The organism is uncultured Thioclava sp. (genome assembly GCF_913064665.1).
GTDB classification, from domain to species: Bacteria; Pseudomonadota; Alphaproteobacteria; order Rhodobacterales; family Rhodobacteraceae; genus Thioclava; species Thioclava arctica.
In genome coordinates, this window is sequence record NZ_CAJYBT010000059.1 from 1 (window position 1) to 16,378 (window position 16,378).

The window sequence follows — 16,378 nt, forward strand, 5'->3', positions numbered from 1 at the left end:
ACAGGCAAATCCCACAAAGCGGCCATATTGTAACACTCCGCGACCTGCCCCTGATTAGAAGCCCCGTCGCCCATATAGGCCAGAGCCACACCGTTATCGCCTTTATATTTATGAGAGAAGCCAAGACCTGTACCAATAGACGTTCCTGCACCAACTATCCCGTGCCCGCCAAAGAAGTTCTCTTCCCGGCTAAACATATGCATCGAGCCACCTTTGCCGCGTGAATAGCCAGCACTACGACCTGTCAGCTCAGCCATGATACCTTTAGGGTCCATCCCGCAAGCCAGCATATGCGCATGGTCACGATAAGAGGTCACAACGGTGTCTGGAGTCTCCTGCACAGACGTCATGCCCGTAATAATGGCTTCCTGACCAATATAGAGATGACAAAACCCGCCGATTAGCCCCATACCATAGAGCTGCCCGGCCTTTTCTTCAAAGCGCCGGATCAACAACATGTCGCGGTAATATTGGGTCAGTTCTTCGGCCGAGACGTTCGCGCCCGCTTTAGCGCTGCTCGCCGATCCTTTCCGTGCTGCCATGGCTGCACCTCCCTTGATCGAGATAGTTCAATGTTAAACCATTCTATATAACACAGCCAACAGGTTGGCAATGACCCCACGGCATCGCGGGATAGCAACAGCCATCACGATTCATCTAGGGCAGGGAAAGCGTGCGCATAGGAGGAATTTGGAAACCCCGCGCGCTAGCGGATCACGATCTCGTCCGAGCGCATTTCGCCCAACACATCGCGGGCCTGCTGATCAAGCAGATCAAGATCAAGGTAATCATCCGACAGGCGATGGGTCAGATTGGCCATCCGATCCACCTGCGCACGCAGATCGTCGCGCTCGGCACGCTTGGCGTCAATCTCGGCTTCGATCTGGGCGCGCTGCAAGATCCCAAAATGTCCCTGCACGGCTGCAAAGGCAAAATAAGCCCCCAGCACCACAGCAATGGTGAAAAAGATAAGCGGCCCAACGGTGGGGCGTGTCATCGTCATCGTTCTGCCTCGTCTTTCCGGCCTCGTTTATCCGGGCAGCCTATCGCAAGACTGCGCGCAACCTCTTTGGGCCGTTGGTTCAAACCATGCCATAGCAGATTCGCCAAAGGAATCCCTCTCGCGATCAATTTTGAATAAAATCCGCTGCGCGGCGCAAATGCCGCGCTGAAATCGGGCGCGCCGCCCCGTTGATCGCCGCTGAAGCCCAAACCTGCGGGGGCGTCTTCTTTGGTAGGCGCGCTCTCTTTCTCTTTCACGTCCATTCACTGCGCGCGAGGGTTTGGAACGATCGGACAGCGCAGTATCGGCGAGCACATTGCTGTCACCCTCTTGCATCCGGTGCAAAGGGATGACCCTATTTGATGACATCGCCGTTTTCTTCATCCCGCAGTTGGATGGTTCCAGTGCCGCAACGCTCTGTCTTGTCGCCTTTTCAAAATCCGACCTTTCGCGCGCTCTGGTCGGCGACGCTGTTTTCGAATCTGGGAACGCTGGTGCAGGCGGTGGGTGCGGGTTGGCTGATGGCCAGCCTGACGCCGTCGCAGGATATGGTCGCGCTGGTGCAATCCTCTAACACCTTGCCAGTAGTTGTGTTGTCCCTCTTGGCCGGAGCGCTGGCGGATAATTTCAACCGCCGCCGGATTATGATCCTTGCGCAGGTTTTTGTCGTTCTGGTGTCGGTCGCATTGGCATTATGTACTTGGGCGGGGCTGCTGACGCCTTGGTTGTTGCTGGGCTTTACCTTTCTGATCGGCTGCGGTGGGGCGCTGTTCAACCCGTCCTGGCAGGCTTCGATGGGCGATATCGTGGCGCGTGAAGATCTGTCAGCCGCGGTCAGCCTCAACAGCATGAGCTTCAACATGATGCGCAGCCTTGGTCCTGCGATCGGAGGGATCATCGTGGCGGCGGCGGGGGCTGCGGCGGCATTCGCGCTTAACGCGATCAGCTATTTGCCCTTGATCGCGATCCTGTTTCGTTGGCGCCCCAGCTATCCCAGTGATCCGCTGCCGCGCGAGCCGCTGCGCCTCGCGCTTGGGGCCGGGCTGCGCTACGTCATCTTGTCTCCGGTGCTGTTGCGGGTCATGGGGCGCGGCGCCATCTTCGGGTTTGCCGCGATCTCGGTGCTGGCACTTTTGCCACTGGTCGTGCGTGATCTGTTGCACGGGACGGCACTTGATTACGGGATTGCGCTTGGGGCATTCGGACTGGGGGCGATTGGCGGCGTCGTGTTGAACGCACCGCTGCGCGAGCGCTTCTCAAACGAGGTGGTCGTGCGGATATCCTTTATCGGGTTCGCGGTCGCGGTGGCGGCGCTGTCTGTCTCCAACTCGCTGGCGCTCAGTTGCGTCGCGCTGATCGTGGCGGGGCCGTTCTGGGTGCTGGCCTTGTCGCTGTTCAATGTCACGGTGCAACTGGCGACGCCGCGCTGGGTCGTCGGGCGGGCGCTTTCGCTGTATCAGACGGCGACCTTTGGCGGCATGGCCAGCGGGGCCTGGGTCTGGGGCGTTCTGGCAAGCCATCAGGGGGTGAGCGTTGCACTGGCGACGGCCGCGTTCGTTCTGGTGATCGGTGCCAGCTTGGGCGCTTGGTTACGCCTGGCAGAGTTCTCGACCGTCGATCTTGATCCGCTTGGGCAATTCGACGCGCCAGAGCCCCAGCTTGATATTCGCGCCCGCTCCGGCCCGATCCTCGTGCTGGTCGAATATGAAATCGACCCCAAAGACACCGCGCAGTTCATGGCGTTGATGCGCGCCCGGCGCCGCATTCGAATTCGCGACGGTGCGCGGCAATGGGGGTTGCTGCGCGACCTTGAAAATCCGCGCTACTGGATGGAGAGCTATCACGTCCCGACCTGGATCGAATATCTGCGTCACAACGCGCGGCGCACCAAGAATGATGCGCTGAACTACCAAGAGCTGTTGACGCTCCACCAAGGGCCTGAGCCGACGCCCCGTGTGCGCCGCCTGATCGAACGCCAGACCGTGCCACTGAAGGACGACACACCACCGCGCCCGCCGACGACCGAGCTGCCCGGCGTCTGAGGGGGGCGATGTGAAACGCGTCGGCGTGTCTGAAGTCGCCGCCCCCCGGTGCGGGATCAGCCTGCGATTGAAGCGGCGTGGATCGAGCTGATCGCGCCCCCCAGCATCGCGTCAAATTCCGCGTCTGATTGCTGCGCGCTCAGCCCTTCGGTGAGGGCGCGCGAGAAGGACGCGATCATGCCGGTGTTTTGCGCCAGTTTCGCATTCGCCTCATCGCGCGGATAGCCACCCGACAGGGCGACGACTTTCAGCACCTTGGGGTGATCGACCAGCGGCTTGTACAGATTGGCTTTGCTGGGCAGCGAGAGCTTGAGCATCACCTGCTGGCCCTCGGGCAGGGCGTCAAGATGGCGCAGGATTTCGGCCAGCAGCATGTCTTCGGCCTCGGCTTTATCCCTGATCGAGATCGTGACTTCGGGCTCGATGATCGGCATCAGCCCATGGCTGATCACCTGCGCACCCAGATCAAATTGCTGATCGATAATCGCCTTGATGCCTTGGGCATTGGCCGCCGAAATGACCGAGCGCTCTTTGGTGCCAAACATTCCGGCCTTCACGGCGCGGGCCAGCAGATCATCAAGGCCCGGAATCGGCTTCATCAACTGCACGCCATTGGCTTCGGCTTCCAAGCCCTTGTCGATCTTGAGAAACGGCACGACATTGCATGTCTCCCACAGGTAGGTGGCGGTAGGCGTTCCGTCGATATCGCGATCCATCGTTTGTTCAAACAGGATCGCGCCGACCACTTTGTCACCCGAGAAGGCGGGCGATTTGATGATGCGGGCGCGCATCTGGTGGATCAAATCGAACATCTCGGCTTCCGAGCTATAGGCGTCCTCGGTGATGCCATACAGCCCCAGCGCCTTGGGCGTGGAGCCGCCCGACTGATCGAGAGCCGCGATAAAGCCGTTCCCTTCGCGCATTTTCGCGGTTTGTTGAGCGTTCGACATGGGCCTATACCTCCTCATAGAAATGGGTCTTGGCAGGGATAAGCGCGGCGTTTCGCCATTGCAACGCTGGTGACGCTAACAGTCGAAACTTCGCGCGTTTCAGCCCGCGCGGCGCAAAAACCAGCCTGTCAGGGCTGTCACAAGGGCGCGCGGTGCCAGCCGGGGCATAAAGGTGAAGATCTTGTTGTCCCAGCCCGTGACGACAATGCGCCGCCCCTTCATGCAGCCCTTCCAACCCGCGCGCGCCACGCTTTGCGCCGAGGGCATCGGGGTGAGTTTCATCAGCCATGTCGTGCCGGTGTCTGCGCGCTCGAAAAACGCGGTGCGCGTGGCGCCGGGACAAAGCGCGGTGATCGTGATCTCGGTATCAGACAGCTCGCTTGCAACGGCCTCGCTAAGCGACAGAAAATACGATTTCGAGGCGTGATACACCGCCATATTCGGCCCCGGCATGAACGCAGCCGCCGAGGCGACGTTCAAAATCCGCCCCGCACCGCGTGCCCGCATTTCCTCGATGGCCAAGCGCATCAACTGCGTCGCGGCGGTGATATTGACTGCAATCACCTCATCCTCGCGCGCTTCGCCCGCCGCGCCAGTGGCGAACAATCCGTGACTGCCAAGGCCTGCGTTATTGATCAGCACATGGATCGGTCCATCGGCCAGTGCCTGCGCGCGCGTCCAAAGGTCCTGCGCCGCACCGGGTTGGGACAGATCGGCGGGGCAGGGGCGCGCACTCACCCCCGTTGTCCCTTCGATCTCGCGGGCCAGATCCTCAAGCGCGCCAAGATTGCGCCCCGACAGGATCAGGTTATAGCCGTCGGCCCCCGCGCAGCGCGCCAGTTCAAGACCGATGCCCGACGAGGCCCCGGTCACCAGCGCCCAACCGCGCGGGCCGCTCATGTTAGCCGCGCTCCAAGGCGGCGACGCCGGGCAATTCCTTGCCCTCCATCCATTCCAGGAACGCCCCGCCCGCAGTCGAGATATAGGAGAAATCCTTGGCAGCATCGGCCTTGTTCAGCGCCGCGACCGTATCGCCCCCACCTGCAACCGAAATCAACTTGCCCTCGCGGGTCAATTCGGCGGCCTTGGCGGCGGCGGCGTTGGTGGCAATGTCAAACGGCGCGATCTCGAAGGCACCCAGCGGGCCGTTCCAGATCAGCGTCTTGCTACCCTCGAACACCTTGGCGATCTCGGCCACCGTTTTCGGCCCCGCATCCAGAATCATCGCATCGGCCGGGCAGGCGTCTTTGGCCACGGTTTCGCAGTCGGCCCCCGCCTTGAATTCGCGCGCCACAACCACATCCAGCGGCAGATGAATCGTGCAACCAGCTGCGCGGGCTTTGTCCATGATCTCGCGCGCTGTATCGGCCATGTCATGTTCGGCAAGCGATTTGCCCACATCGATGCCTTGCGCGACAAGGAAGGTGTTGGCCATGCCGCCGCCAATGATCAGATGATCGACCTTGGCCACCAGATTGCCCAGCAAATCCAGCTTGCTCGAGACTTTCGCCCCCCCGACCACCGCCGTCACCGGGCGTTCAGGATTGCCAAGTGCTGCGTTGAGCGCCTTAAGCTCGGCCTCCATCAGACGACCCGCGTAAGACGGCAGCACATGGGTGATGCCCTCGGTCGAGGCATGCGCGCGATGGGCTGCCGAAAACGCGTCATTGACATAGACTTCGCCCAGCGCACCCATCGAAGCGGCAAGCTGTGCGTCATTGGTCTCTTCGCCCGCATGAAAACGGGTGTTTTCCAGCAACAGAACTTCACCGGCTTGCAACGCGCCCACGGCCCGTTTTGCAGGCCCGCCGATGCAATCTTCAGCGAAATTCACCTTTACACCCAGCGCTGCCTCAAGGGCTGGCACCAGCACCTTCAGGCTCATTTCGGGGACAACCTGCCCTTTTGGGCGCCCAAAATGCGCCAGCAGCACCGGCTTGCCGCCCTTTTCAAGGATATCGCGCACAGTGGGGACAATCTTTTCGATCCGGGTGGCATCGGTCACTTTACCGTTTTCCACCGGCACGTTGATATCGACACGCACCAAAACGACCTTGCCCGCAAGATCGACCTCGTCGAGGGTTTTCCAAGCCATAAAAAAATCTCTCCCATTCGTCGCTGGATCGCGATGCGTTTATCACGCGGCTGTGCGCTCGCGTAAACTTGCCGATATGGGGTGCCAAGGTCAACGTCCTGTCGCTCAATTGCGCAGCTTTACCCTTGCGAGTGACCCGCTCGCACCCCTATGGTCGCGCCAAATGCCAAAGGAGGTTTTTCATGGCCGAGATCAAAGATCCCGAAAACACCATCATCATCGAGCTCAAAGACGGTCCCGTCGTGATCGAACTGCTTGCTGATGTGGCCCCCAAACATGCCGAGCGCATGAAGCAACTGGCGCGCGATGGCGCGTATGACAACGTGGCGTTCCACCGCGTCATTGACGGTTTCATGGCGCAAACGGGCGATGTTGCCCATGCGAATATGGAAAAAGACTACAATCCGGGCCGTGCGGGCACCGGCGCGTCGCAATATCCTGATGTGCCTGCGGAATTCTCCAAACTGCCCCATGATCGTTGCACGCTGGGCGCGGCGCGTTCGGCCAATCCGAACTCGGCCAATTCGCAGTTCTTCATCAACTTCTCGGACAATCACTTCCTGAACGGCCAATACACCGTTTATGGCCGGGTGATTTCGGGCATGGAGCATGTCGACAAGATCGCGCGCGGCGAGCCGCCGAAATCGCCTGATCGGATGGTTTCTGTAAAGGTGGCTGCTGATGCGTAATTTTACCCGCCGCACGGTTCTGGCCGCCGCGCTTGCACTCGCAGCGCCTGCGGCATTCGCTAACAGCGACAGCTCGGGCGTGGCCGATACCGGTGGCCCGAAACTGGTGCTGGAAATCGGTGGCTCCACAACGGGCAAGGTCGTGATCGATCTGCTGCCCGATGTCGCCCCCAAAGCGGTCGAACGGCTGGAAACGCTGGCCAAAGACGGCAAATATGACGGCGTGGTGTTTCACCGCGTGATCGACGGTTTCATGGCGCAAACGGGCGATGTGCAGTTTGGCAAAAAGGGTGGCGACACCTCGATGGCGGGGATGGGCGGCTCTGACCTGCCCGATCTGCCCGCTGAATTCTCCAACCGTTCGTTCCAGCGCGGCATTGTCGGCATGGCGCGTTCGTCTGACCCGAACTCCGCCAACTCGCAATTCTTCATCATGTTCGCACCTGCGCCCAACCTTGACGGTCAATATACCGTCGTGGGGCATGTGGTTTCGGGCATGAATGTGGTCGACAAGATCAAGAAGGGCGATGCGGCGAAAAACGGTTTAGTCGAAGATCCCGACTTCATCGCCTCGGCCACGGTCGAAGAATAAGCGCAATCCGCGCATCTAATGAGTCTCAGATCAAACGGGCGGTGCCTTCGGGCCCGCCCGATTTGTATTTTTTCCTTGTTCCATTGATAAAATAACGCCCGCGTGAGCCTGTCGCGGGTTTCTGCACCTGCACCTGTCTCGCGGCTGAGACAGATGAGGCAATGCCCCGATGCAAGCCCGCTATGCAGGCGCGTTCAGCGTTGTCACGCTGATCCCATGCCGCTCTTCATGAGGAGGGAGCGGAGATTTTTGGGAGGAAGACACATGGCCAATGATATGGCACCAGAGTTCAAGGGCGTTTCGGTTTCGCCGTTCCGCGAGCGTTACGGCAACTTCATCGGCGGCAAATTCGTCGCCCCCGTCGGTGGCAAGTATTTTGACAACGTCACCCCGATTACCGGCGGTAAAGTCTGCGAAGTCGCCCATTCCAGCGAGGCCGATATCGAGATGGCGCTGGATGCCGCGCATGCTGCCAAAGACGCTTGGGGCAAGACCTCGGCGGCAGAGCGCTCCAACATCATTTTGAAAATTGCCGACCGTCTAGAGGAAAATCTCGACCTGCTGGCAGCCGCCGAGACGTGGGACAATGGCAAGCCGATCCGCGAAACGACGCTGGCCGATATTCCGCTGGCAATCGACCACTTCCGCTACTTCGCGGGTGTGCTGCGCAGCCAGGAAGGCACGATGTCGCAGATCGACGAAGACACCGTGGCCTATCACTTCTACGAGCCGCTGGGCGTTGTCGGACAGATTATCCCGTGGAACTTTTCAATCCTGATGGCCGCTTGGAAACTGGCCCCTGCGCTGGCCGCTGGCAACTGCATCGTGATGAAACCAGCCGAGCAAACCCCGGCAGCGATTCTCGTTATGGCCGAGCTGATCGCGGATCTGCTGCCCGCCGGTGTGCTCAACATCGTGAACGGCTATGGCGCCGAAGTCGGTGCCGCGCTTGCCAGCTCCAAACGCATCGCCAAGATCGCCTTCACCGGCTCGACCGTCACCGGGCGCAAGATCATGCAGGCGGCGACCGAAAACCTGATCCCGGTCACGCTGGAGCTGGGGGGCAAATCGCCCAACATCTTCTTTAGCGATGTGATGTCCAAGGATGACGCCTTCCTCGACAAGGCGATCGAGGGGTTTGTTCTGTTCGCCTTCAACCAAGGCGAGGTTTGCACCTGCCCAAGCCGCGCCCTGATCCAAGAAGACATCTATGAGGCCTTCATGGAACGCTGCATTGCCCGCGTCGAGGCGATCAAACAGGGCGATCCGCGTTTGATGGAAACGATGGTCGGCGCCCAAGCCAGCCAACAGCAACAAGATAAGATCCTCTCGTATCTCACGATCGGTCGCGAAGAGGGTGCCGAGGTGCTAATTGGTGGTGCGGCGGCGCGCTTTAACGGCGAGCTGTCCAACGGCTACTACATCCAGCCCACGATCCTGAAGGGCCATAACAAGATGCGGGTCTTCCAAGAGGAAATCTTTGGCCCCGTCGTGTCGGTCACGACCTTTAAAGACGAGGCCGAGGCGCTCGAGATCGCCAATGACACGATGTATGGTCTGGGCGCGGGCGTGTGGTCGCGCGATGCCAATACCTGCTATCGCTTTGGCCGCAGCATTCAGGCCGGTCGGGTCTGGGTGAACAACTACCACGCCTATCCGGCGCATGCTGCGTTTGGTGGCTATAAGCAATCGGGCATCGGTCGCGAAAACCACAAGATGATGCTTGATCACTACCAGCAGACCAAGAACATGCTGGTAAGCTACAATCCGAACAAGCTCGGGTTCTTCTGATCGGCTTGCCTCCCCAAGCCGGGGCCGCACCTTTCAGGGTGCGGTCCCTTTTTTATCTCTGAATAGCTCCAAAAGGCCGCCATTCGCGGCGCATTGCGCGAATTTCGTAAACGCGATTTTAGCGAATTGCCTTTATCCCGATGGCACCTTGCCAATCGGAGCCAAGCCATGACCCTACGCCGCCAGATATTGATCCTGCCGATCTTCGTGGCCCTTCTTGCCTGCGCATTAATGGAGATCGGGACCATCTGGATGAGCCAGCAGGTCGATACTATGACCCGCGCCAATCTGATGGATGGCGCTGACGCGCGGTTACAGGCCAAGATCGCATCGGCAGAGCACGAGGCGTTGGATCGCGCCAAGCTGATCGCGGGCCTGCCGCAGGTGCAAGCGGCAATGGCTGCGCGCGATGATGGCGCGCTTGAGGCGATTTTGGCCAAAAACTGGCCGGTTTTGCGCGATGAAACCGGGATTGAGCAGCTGCAATTTCATACCGCACCCGCGACCTCGCTGATCCGTATTCACAATCTCGACAAGCGCGGCGATGACCTGTCAGCGTTCCGCAAAACAGTGGTTGATGTGAATACCTCCGGCAAGGCGATTTCTGCGCTCGAAGCGGGCAAGGCGGGGATTGGCGCGCGTGGCGTAGTTCCCGTCGTGCATAACGGCGTTCAAGTTGGCTCGGTTGAGGTTGGATTGAATGTCGGGCAAAGCCTGCTTGATGAACTCGCCAAGACCACCGGGGTGAACTACGAATATTACGCCTATCAGTCACAAGGCCCCGCCAAGATGCTGGCCAAAACCGGGGACAGCCCCGCATTTCTGAGTGCCGCACAGCTCACAGAGCTGCATGCGGGTGGCACACTGGAGGGGGATATCAACATTGCCGGCGCGCAAAACTTTCTGCGCGCGTTTGCCATTCGCGACTATAGCGGTGATGTGGTCGGGGTGTTTTCGATGGCCTCGCCTTCAACGCAGGTCGCGGCCCTCAACGCAATGATGACGAAAATTTCGCTCGTCCTTGCGGCTGTAACCTTTGTGGTCTCAGCACTGATTGCATGGCGGCTCGGCGGGGCGATCGTGCGCCCGATCTCGGGATTGGCCAAGGCCACGCAAGGGATTTCGCAAGGCGATCTCACCACACAGGTCGCAGGAACGCATCGCAACGATGAACTGGGAGACATGGCCCGCGCCCTCACGGTTTTTGCCGAAAACCTCGAAAAGAACGCGCAGATGCAAAACGCCTTGCGCATCGAAGAGGAAAACGCCCGTCAGGCAGAGGCCAAGCGTCAGGCCGAGGCGCGCGAGGCGGAAATAAACCAAGCCGCAGCCAAGGAAGAGGCCGAGGAACTGCGGCGCCAGGTCCAAGCCGAGGAACAAGCGGCCCTGCGCGAGCGTGAAGAGGTGGCGCGGCGCCAGCTTGAGGAACAGGCGCAGATCGTTTCGGTTCTGGCCGCTGGCCTCAATGCCTTGGCGCATGGCAATCTGGCCAGCACGCTTGAAGATGCCTTGCCGGGCGAGTACGAACAGTTGCGCATTGATTTCAACGCAGCTGTGGCCCAGCTCGCGCGCTCGCTTTACCAGATTGAACAGGGCGCACAGCTGATTGATTCCGAGGCGCAAACGGTTGCCACTTCGGCGGATGAACTGGGCCAGCAAACTGAACGCAACGCCGCCACGCTAGAGCAAACCGCCGCTGCGCTGAATGAATTGACCGTTTCGGTGCAATCTGCAGCCGAGGGCGCACAATCAGCGCGTTCGCTGGCCAATGACGCGCGCGGCCATGCCGAAAGCGGTGCGCAGATCGTGGAGAACGCGGTCTCTGCGATGGCGGGGATCGAAAGCTCGGCCAAGTCGATCTCGCGCATCACCTCGGTAATCGATGATATCGCGTTTCAAACCAACCTGCTTGCGCTCAATGCCGGGGTTGAGGCGGCACGTGCGGGCGAGGCCGGGCGCGGTTTTGCCGTTGTCGCCTCTGAAGTGCGCGCGCTGGCGCAGCGATCTTCGGATGCGGCCAAGGAAATTTCGGAACTCATTGCCTCGTCAGATGTGCAGGTGCAATCGGGCGTTACATTGGTGGGGCAGACCGGCGAGGCGCTTGGGCGGATCGTGACGTCGGTGCGCGATATTCACGACCGAGTCAGCACCATCGCTGTCTCGTCGGGCGAGCAAGCCAGCGGCATTTCCGAAATCAACTCCGCCTTACATCTGCTCGATCAGGCAACTCAGCGAAGCGCGGCGATGTTTGATCGCACCACGACCGCGAGCCGGGCCATGCTGGGGGAAAGCGCGCGCCTGATGGGGTCAGTCGCAGCCTTTACGCTGCCCGATCCGGCAAGGCTCGAGGCGGACCAAGACCCGGCTGCGATGATCGCTGCGCAATAAGGTGGCGCGCGCGCTAACCGCTGCCGCGCGCGAATTGCTGCCGCGTGCTAACCGGTGCGGCGAAAATCAATCGGGGTTTTGCCGGTTTTGGCGTGAAAGGCGCGGGTGAAATAGGCCGGGCTGGTATAGCCCAGACTGGCCGCGATCTCTTTGACGGGCAGTTTTGTGTCGCGCAACAATTCGCGCGCTTCATATAGCCTGCGCTCTTGCAGCATTTCGGACGCGCCTTTGTTGCAGCTTTCGCGACAGGCGCGCGTCAGATGCGTCAACGTGACCCCCAACTCATCCGCCATCTCACCAACCCCGATGCCCGAGCGGAAATTCCGCTCCACCAGCGTGGTGAAGCGCGCCACCAACCGACGCGCGCCCGAGGGCTGGATCGCAGCCGTCTGATTGGAGGCAATCTGGCGCTCCAGCCAAACGCTCAAAAGCCCAAGCTGGTGCTGTAGCGCCCGGTCTGCGGCAGGGCGGTCGCTGTCCAACTCACGTTGCACCGCCTCAATGATCGACCCGATCTCGCCTTGTGCGACCCCGTCGCGCACCCGCAAATGCTGGATCGCATGGGGTAGCACGACATCGCTGTCACGCCCAAAATGCACGATCTGTCCTTGCGGTTGTGAGCCCAATTCATAGGAATGCATCACCCCGGCGGGAATGAAGATCACGTTATTGGGGCCGTAGCCGCGCGTCACACCGCCCAACGTGATACGCCCCTGGCCACGGGTGAACCACAGCAAGCATGGCTCAGAGCGTGCGCGCATCGCCTCGACGCGCCAGCGCCCGGCCTTGGCCAAGCGACTGATCTGGCTAATGCGCACCGCGGAAGGCGCGGCTGGCAAGGAGCTGCGGGCCGCCTCGGGGCCGCGTGCGTCTGCCGGATTCCGGGGCTTGGATTGCGAAAACTGCGACAGCGGCGGGGTCGAAAAAAGTTTCACTTTTGCGATCTTTCGAAGGGCGGAATGCGTTAATATTACCTTGTAACCCGCTTTCAACCAATAGTTTTTCAACATTGCCCCTGCATCGCTGTGGCGGCAGGGTCACGCACACGCGATCTTGTGCCAAGCCTTCATGCGAGCACGAAACCAAGTGCGTTGACGCTTGGCATATTGGCGAGAAGCCGCCTGTGCACGGCTGCGCGCGGTCTCCAGATCGACCTCATCGCGCAGATAGGCGATCAATTCGGGCGCTCCGATTGCACGCGCCCAAAGCGCCTCGGGGTCCCAAATCGGTTCGACGGCGCGCACCTCATCCAACGCGCCCTGTTCCAGCATCAGATCAAAGCGGCGATCAATGCGATCTGCCAACCAGTCGCGATCAGCCTCCAGCAGCAGGGGCACGCAATCGCGCAGCGCCAGCAGCGGCGCGGGGGTGCGTGCCTGCCAAACCGCAAGCCCCTCACCTGTCGTGCGCAACACTTCCCAGGCGCGCTGCACCCGCATCGGGTTTTGCGTATCGATCTGCGCGCGCGTGGCGGCGTCCAGTTCGCCCAAAAGCGCGCCATGCCCCTCACGGTTGCGTCGCGCATCCGCCTCGGCGCGGATGGCGGGCGGGGTGGCAGGAATCTGCGCCAATCCTTGCGTGAGAGCGGTGAAATACAGCCCCGTCCCCCCGACAATGATCGGGCGCGGGCCGCCTTGGGCGTGTTCGGCCAAGATCGTCGCCACCTCTTTTAGCCAATGGCCCACCGAATAGTCGGCCCCCGGCGCAATATGACCATAAAGGCGATGGGGCGCGCGCGATTCCTCATCGATCGAAGGGCGCGCCGAGAGCACCCGCCAGCACGACCAGACCTGCAACGCATCGGCATTCACCACCACGCCCCCCGCTGATTGCGCGATTTCCAAGGCCAGCGCGGATTTGCCGCTGGCCGTCGGTCCGGCAATCAAAACCGGGATATTTGACGCGATTTCAGGCAGGATTTGCAGCATAATAAAGCCGATCACAGGATCACAAGGGCAGGGCGGGTGCGATCCCTCGCCACGAGAGGTTGAACCCGGCCCCCATTTGCGACATTTTGCGCGCCGATGACAACCGTCTGACCTGAGGGGACCGCAATGAGCGACGAGACGCTACCGCAAACCAAATATAAACGTGTCCTTCTCAAGATTTCAGGCGAGGCGCTGATGGGCGATCAGGGCTATGGCCTGCACCCGCCGACCGTGGCGCGCATCGCGCGCGAAGTGCAATCGGTCCATGAGATGGGCGTCGAGATTTGCATGGTGATCGGGGGAGGCAATATTTTCCGTGGGCTGGCGGGCTCGGCCCAAGGGATGGAACGCACGACCGCTGACTACATGGGCATGCTGGCCACGGTGATGAACGCGCTTGGCATGCAGGCGCAGCTTGAGGCGTTAGGGCTGCACACCCGCGTCATCAGCGCGATCCCGATGGATGAGGTCTGCGAGCCCTACATTCGCCGCCGCGCCGTGCGTCACCTTGAAAAGAAACGGATTTGTATCTTTGCTGCGGGCACCGGCAACCCCTATTTCACCACCGACACCGCCGCGACCCTGCGCGCCAATGAGATGAATTGCGAAGCGATCTTCAAGGGCACCAAGGTGGATGGCGTCTATGATAAAGACCCGATGAAATTCGACGATGCCAAGCGCTATGACACGGTCAGTTATGACGTCGTGCTGCAAAAGAACCTGGGCGTGATGGATGCCTCGGCGATTGCTTTGGCGCGCGACAATAACAAGCCGATCATCGTGTTTTCGCTTGATGAGCCGGGCGGGTTTCGTGGCATCCTTGCGGGGCAGGGCACCTACACACTTGTGCAGGGCTAAGAGCCACGCAAATGCTATCTTTCGCCTCGGCACTGCGCTAAACCAGTGCCCGAGGCTGCAACCAAGACGGAAAAACCAACAATGTCCGACGAGATTGAGATCGACACCGATGACCTTGAGCACCGCATGAAAGGTGCCATGACTTCGCTCAAACATGAATTTGCTTCGCTGCGCACGGGGCGGGCTTCGGCCTCGATGGTCGAGCCGGTGATGGTGGATGCCTACGGCTCCATGACCCCGATCAACCAGGTCGGCACCGTGAACGTCCCCGAGCCGCGCATGGTCACCGTGAATGTCTGGGACAAGGGGCTGGTCGGCAAGGTTGAAAAGGCGATCCGCGAAAGCGGGCTGGGGATCAACCCGCAGACCAACGGCACGATCATCATGCTGCCGATCCCTGAATTGAACGAGGAACGCCGCCGCGAGCTGACCAAGGTCGCTGCGCAATATGCCGAAAGCGCGCGCGTCGCGATCCGCAATGTGCGCCGCGACGGGATGGACCAGATCAAGAAAGCCAAAAGCAACGGCATGTCAGAAGATGACGTGAAGTTCTGGGAAACCTCCGTGCAAGAACTGACCGATACCCACACCGCGCTGGTGGATAAGGCACTTGAGGGCAAACAAGCCGAAATCATGCAGGTCTGAGGCGAAAGAATCCCCGAAATGGCGCTGCGAGACGACAAGCCGGCCAAGAAGGCCCCCGCATCTGATATGACCGATTATGGCGTGCGCCATGTCGCGATTATCATGGATGGCAATGGGCGCTGGGCCAAACGGCGCGGCTGGCCACGTTTGGCGGGCCATCGCAAGGGCGCCGAGCAGATCAAGAAAATCGTGCGCGAGGCCCCTGATCTGGGCATCCGCTACATGACGATCTACGCCTTTTCGACCGAGAATTGGAAACGCTCGCTGATCGAAGTGCTTGGCCTGATGAAGATGTTCCGCTTCATGATCCGGCGTGAGGCGGATGCGCTGGCCACTGAAGGCGTGAATCTGCGCTTTATCGGGGATCGCTCGCGCCTTGATCCGGCGTTGCGCGAAACGATGGACGCGATCGAAGCACGCACCAAGACCAACACCCGCCTGACGCTGGCGGTCGCAATCAATTACGGCGGGCGCGATGAACTGCGCCGTGCTGCCGCCCAGCTGGCGCTCGATTGCGCAGAGGGTCGCATTGCCGCCGAGGATATCGATGATGAAGCGTTGGCCGCGCGCCTTGACACGGTGGGCATGCCCGACCCTGATCTGGTAATCCGCACATCTGGTGAAACCCGGATTTCCAATTTCCTGTCTTGGCAGGCGGCCTATGCTGAATATGAGTTCACCGAAACGCTTTGGCCTGATTTTACGGTCGAAGAGCTGACCGACATCTTGGCCCGTTTCAGCGGGCGTGAGCGCCGCTTTGGCGGGGTGCAACCGTGAGCGCGCCAAAGCTGGGCGGCAAATGGGGCGATCTGGCGCCGCGATTTGCGTCAAGTCTGGCAATGGTCGGGGTGGGTGTTTTCCCGATTTGGTGGGGCGGGCCGGTCTTTGCAGGGCTTGCCGTCGTGGTCAGCGCGCTGATGAGCTGGTTTTTCTATCAGTTCTTCCTTAAGCCCTTTGACCTCAATTTCCTGCAGATCGTGGTTTTTATCGGCCTGGTCTCCCTTACCGTCCAGGCCGTCGATACCATCGTCCGCAAGGTCACCCCGATCCTGTTTAATTCCTTCGGGGTTTATCTGGTTCTGGTTATCGCCAACTGTATTATCATTGCGGTGCCCTTGATTCTGGCCGATAACGAGTACAATTTTTATGAATCGTTTATGTTGTCTTTCGGGGCCGGTTCCGGTTTTCTCCTGGCGCTTTATCTGATGAGTTCGGTCAGGGAGAGAATGGAGCTTGCTAATATACCGCCGACTTTTAAGGGCATTCCGATCGCTTTTGTGGTGGCCGGACAGTTTGCTCTGGCATTTCTAGGTTTTTCCGGGCTTTCCCTGTTTTAGAACAGCAGGCCCTTTTTCGTTCAGGTGAAATATGGATCCAGCTTTAATTAAAATAGCCCT

General features: G+C 60.1%; 17 protein-coding genes. 9 read left to right on the forward strand and 8 right to left on the reverse strand.

The features are described 5' to 3' along the window. The 3 genes from QZ571_RS16975 to QZ571_RS16985 all read right to left on the reverse strand — a co-directional run. Positions 1-542, reverse strand: a 542-nt coding sequence (locus QZ571_RS16975; RefSeq protein WP_295537205.1) for a thiamine pyrophosphate-dependent enzyme, incomplete at its 3' end; no start/stop codon positions are given. A gap of 164 nt (positions 543-706) precedes the next feature. Continuing rightward, positions 707-1,003 carry a septum formation initiator family protein gene (locus QZ571_RS16980; protein ID WP_295537206.1) on the reverse strand — a complete coding sequence of 99 codons (297 nt, stop codon included), beginning with the start codon at positions 1,001-1,003 and terminating at the stop codon, positions 707-709. Continuing rightward, a complete protein-coding gene (locus QZ571_RS16985; protein WP_295537207.1) occupies positions 1,000-1,266 on the reverse strand; it encodes a hypothetical protein in 267 nt (88 codons plus the stop codon). Before QZ571_RS16985 ends, QZ571_RS16980 begins: the two co-directional genes overlap by 4 nt. Before the next feature lie 141 nt (positions 1,267-1,407). Here QZ571_RS16985 and QZ571_RS16990 point away from each other — a divergent pair, with 141 nt between their 5' ends. After that, positions 1,408-3,045 (forward strand): MFS transporter, encoded by a 1,638-nt coding sequence (locus QZ571_RS16990; RefSeq protein WP_295537208.1) that lies wholly within the window; start codon positions 1,408-1,410, stop codon positions 3,043-3,045. Positions 3,046-3,101: 56 nt separating this feature from the next. Here QZ571_RS16990 and QZ571_RS16995 read toward each other — a convergent pair whose 3' ends face one another. From QZ571_RS16995 to QZ571_RS17005, 3 genes are all read right to left on the reverse strand, one after another. Beyond that, the gene (locus QZ571_RS16995; protein ID WP_295537209.1) at positions 3,102-3,995 is read right to left on the reverse strand and encodes a fructose bisphosphate aldolase; all 894 of its coding nucleotides are present in this window, start codon (positions 3,993-3,995) and stop codon (positions 3,102-3,104) included. A 99-nt stretch (positions 3,996-4,094) separates the two neighbouring features. Next, positions 4,095-4,895 (reverse strand): SDR family oxidoreductase, encoded by an 801-nt coding sequence (locus QZ571_RS17000; RefSeq protein WP_295537210.1) that lies wholly within the window; start codon positions 4,893-4,895, stop codon positions 4,095-4,097. A gap of 1 nt (position 4,896) precedes the next feature. Beyond that, positions 4,897-6,090 carry a phosphoglycerate kinase gene (locus QZ571_RS17005; protein ID WP_295537211.1) on the reverse strand — a complete coding sequence of 398 codons (1,194 nt, stop codon included), beginning with the start codon at positions 6,088-6,090 and terminating at the stop codon, positions 4,897-4,899. A 182-nt stretch (positions 6,091-6,272) separates the two neighbouring features. On the opposite strand from QZ571_RS17005, the gene QZ571_RS17010 reads away from it, so the two are divergent. The 4 genes from QZ571_RS17010 (at position 6,273) to QZ571_RS17025 (ending at position 11,550) form a co-directional block, all read left to right on the forward strand. Next, positions 6,273-6,779 (forward strand): peptidylprolyl isomerase, encoded by a 507-nt coding sequence (locus QZ571_RS17010; RefSeq protein WP_295537212.1) that lies wholly within the window; start codon positions 6,273-6,275, stop codon positions 6,777-6,779. Next, positions 6,772-7,371, forward strand: coding sequence for a peptidylprolyl isomerase (locus QZ571_RS17015; protein ID WP_295537213.1), 600 nt, complete (start codon positions 6,772-6,774; stop codon positions 7,369-7,371). Before QZ571_RS17010 ends, QZ571_RS17015 begins: the two co-directional genes overlap by 8 nt. A 264-nt stretch (positions 7,372-7,635) precedes the next feature. Beyond that, positions 7,636-9,162, forward strand: a complete 1,527-nt coding sequence (gene adh, locus QZ571_RS17020) for an aldehyde dehydrogenase (protein WP_295537214.1) — start codon at positions 7,636-7,638, stop codon at positions 9,160-9,162. A gap of 168 nt (positions 9,163-9,330) precedes the next feature. Next, positions 9,331-11,550, forward strand: a complete 2,220-nt coding sequence (locus QZ571_RS17025; protein ID WP_295537215.1) for a methyl-accepting chemotaxis protein — start codon at positions 9,331-9,333, stop codon at positions 11,548-11,550. 47 nt (positions 11,551-11,597) lie between these two features. On the opposite strand, the gene QZ571_RS17030 is transcribed toward QZ571_RS17025, so the two are convergent. Together QZ571_RS17030 and miaA are read right to left on the reverse strand one after the other, a co-directional pair. After that, entirely contained in the window at positions 11,598-12,485 is an 888-nt protein-coding gene (locus QZ571_RS17030) for an AraC family transcriptional regulator (RefSeq protein ID WP_295537216.1), read from the reverse strand. Between the two features lie 102 nt (positions 12,486-12,587). Continuing rightward, complete coding sequence (miaA, locus tag QZ571_RS17035) at positions 12,588-13,478, reverse strand: tRNA (adenosine(37)-N6)-dimethylallyltransferase MiaA (protein ID WP_295537220.1); 891 nt, start codon at positions 13,476-13,478, stop codon at positions 12,588-12,590. A 126-nt stretch (positions 13,479-13,604) separates the two neighbouring features. Here miaA and pyrH point away from each other — a divergent pair, with 126 nt between their 5' ends. From pyrH to QZ571_RS17055, 4 genes are all read left to right on the forward strand, one after another. Beyond that, entirely contained in the window at positions 13,605-14,336 is a 732-nt protein-coding gene (gene pyrH, locus QZ571_RS17040; RefSeq protein WP_295537217.1) for a UMP kinase, read from the forward strand. A gap of 81 nt (positions 14,337-14,417) precedes the next feature. After that, complete coding sequence (gene frr / locus QZ571_RS17045) at positions 14,418-14,981, forward strand: ribosome recycling factor (RefSeq protein ID WP_295537218.1); 564 nt, start codon at positions 14,418-14,420, stop codon at positions 14,979-14,981. Positions 14,982-15,047: 66 nt separating this feature from the next. After that, positions 15,048-15,758, forward strand: coding sequence for a polyprenyl diphosphate synthase (gene uppS / locus QZ571_RS17050; RefSeq protein ID WP_295537221.1), 711 nt, complete (start codon positions 15,048-15,050; stop codon positions 15,756-15,758). Continuing rightward, a complete protein-coding gene (locus QZ571_RS17055; RefSeq protein ID WP_295537219.1) occupies positions 15,755-16,318 on the forward strand; it encodes an Rnf-Nqr domain containing protein in 564 nt (187 codons plus the stop codon). The genes uppS and QZ571_RS17055 overlap by 4 nt, the downstream gene beginning before the upstream one ends. Positions 16,319-16,378 lie beyond the last annotated feature (60 nt).

Excerpts from the sequence above, each read along its gene's own strand:
- QZ571_RS17010 (WP_295537212.1), top strand. The coding sequence starts at position 6,273 with ATGGCCGAGATCAAAGATCCCGAAAACACCATCATCATCGAGCTCAAA.
- pyrH (WP_295537217.1), top strand. The coding sequence starts at position 13,605 with ATGAGCGACGAGACGCTACCGCAAACCAAATATAAACGTGTCCTTCTC.
- QZ571_RS17005 (WP_295537211.1), bottom strand. The coding sequence starts at position 6,090 with ATGGCTTGGAAAACCCTCGACGAGGTCGATCTTGCGGGCAAGGTCGTT.
- QZ571_RS17025 (WP_295537215.1), top strand. The coding sequence starts at position 9,331 with ATGACCCTACGCCGCCAGATATTGATCCTGCCGATCTTCGTGGCCCTT.
- QZ571_RS17015 (WP_295537213.1), top strand. The coding sequence starts at position 6,772 with ATGCGTAATTTTACCCGCCGCACGGTTCTGGCCGCCGCGCTTGCACTC.
- adh (WP_295537214.1), top strand. The coding sequence starts at position 7,636 with ATGGCCAATGATATGGCACCAGAGTTCAAGGGCGTTTCGGTTTCGCCG.
- QZ571_RS16995 (WP_295537209.1), bottom strand. The coding sequence starts at position 3,995 with ATGTCGAACGCTCAACAAACCGCGAAAATGCGCGAAGGGAACGGCTTT.
- frr (WP_295537218.1), top strand. The coding sequence starts at position 14,418 with ATGTCCGACGAGATTGAGATCGACACCGATGACCTTGAGCACCGCATG.
- QZ571_RS16985 (WP_295537207.1), bottom strand. The coding sequence starts at position 1,266 with ATGGACGTGAAAGAGAAAGAGAGCGCGCCTACCAAAGAAGACGCCCCC.
- uppS (WP_295537221.1), top strand. The coding sequence starts at position 15,048 with ATGACCGATTATGGCGTGCGCCATGTCGCGATTATCATGGATGGCAAT.
- miaA (WP_295537220.1), bottom strand. The coding sequence starts at position 13,478 with ATGCTGCAAATCCTGCCTGAAATCGCGTCAAATATCCCGGTTTTGATT.
- QZ571_RS16980 (WP_295537206.1), bottom strand. The coding sequence starts at position 1,003 with ATGACGATGACACGCCCCACCGTTGGGCCGCTTATCTTTTTCACCATT.
- QZ571_RS17000 (WP_295537210.1), bottom strand. The coding sequence starts at position 4,895 with ATGAGCGGCCCGCGCGGTTGGGCGCTGGTGACCGGGGCCTCGTCGGGC.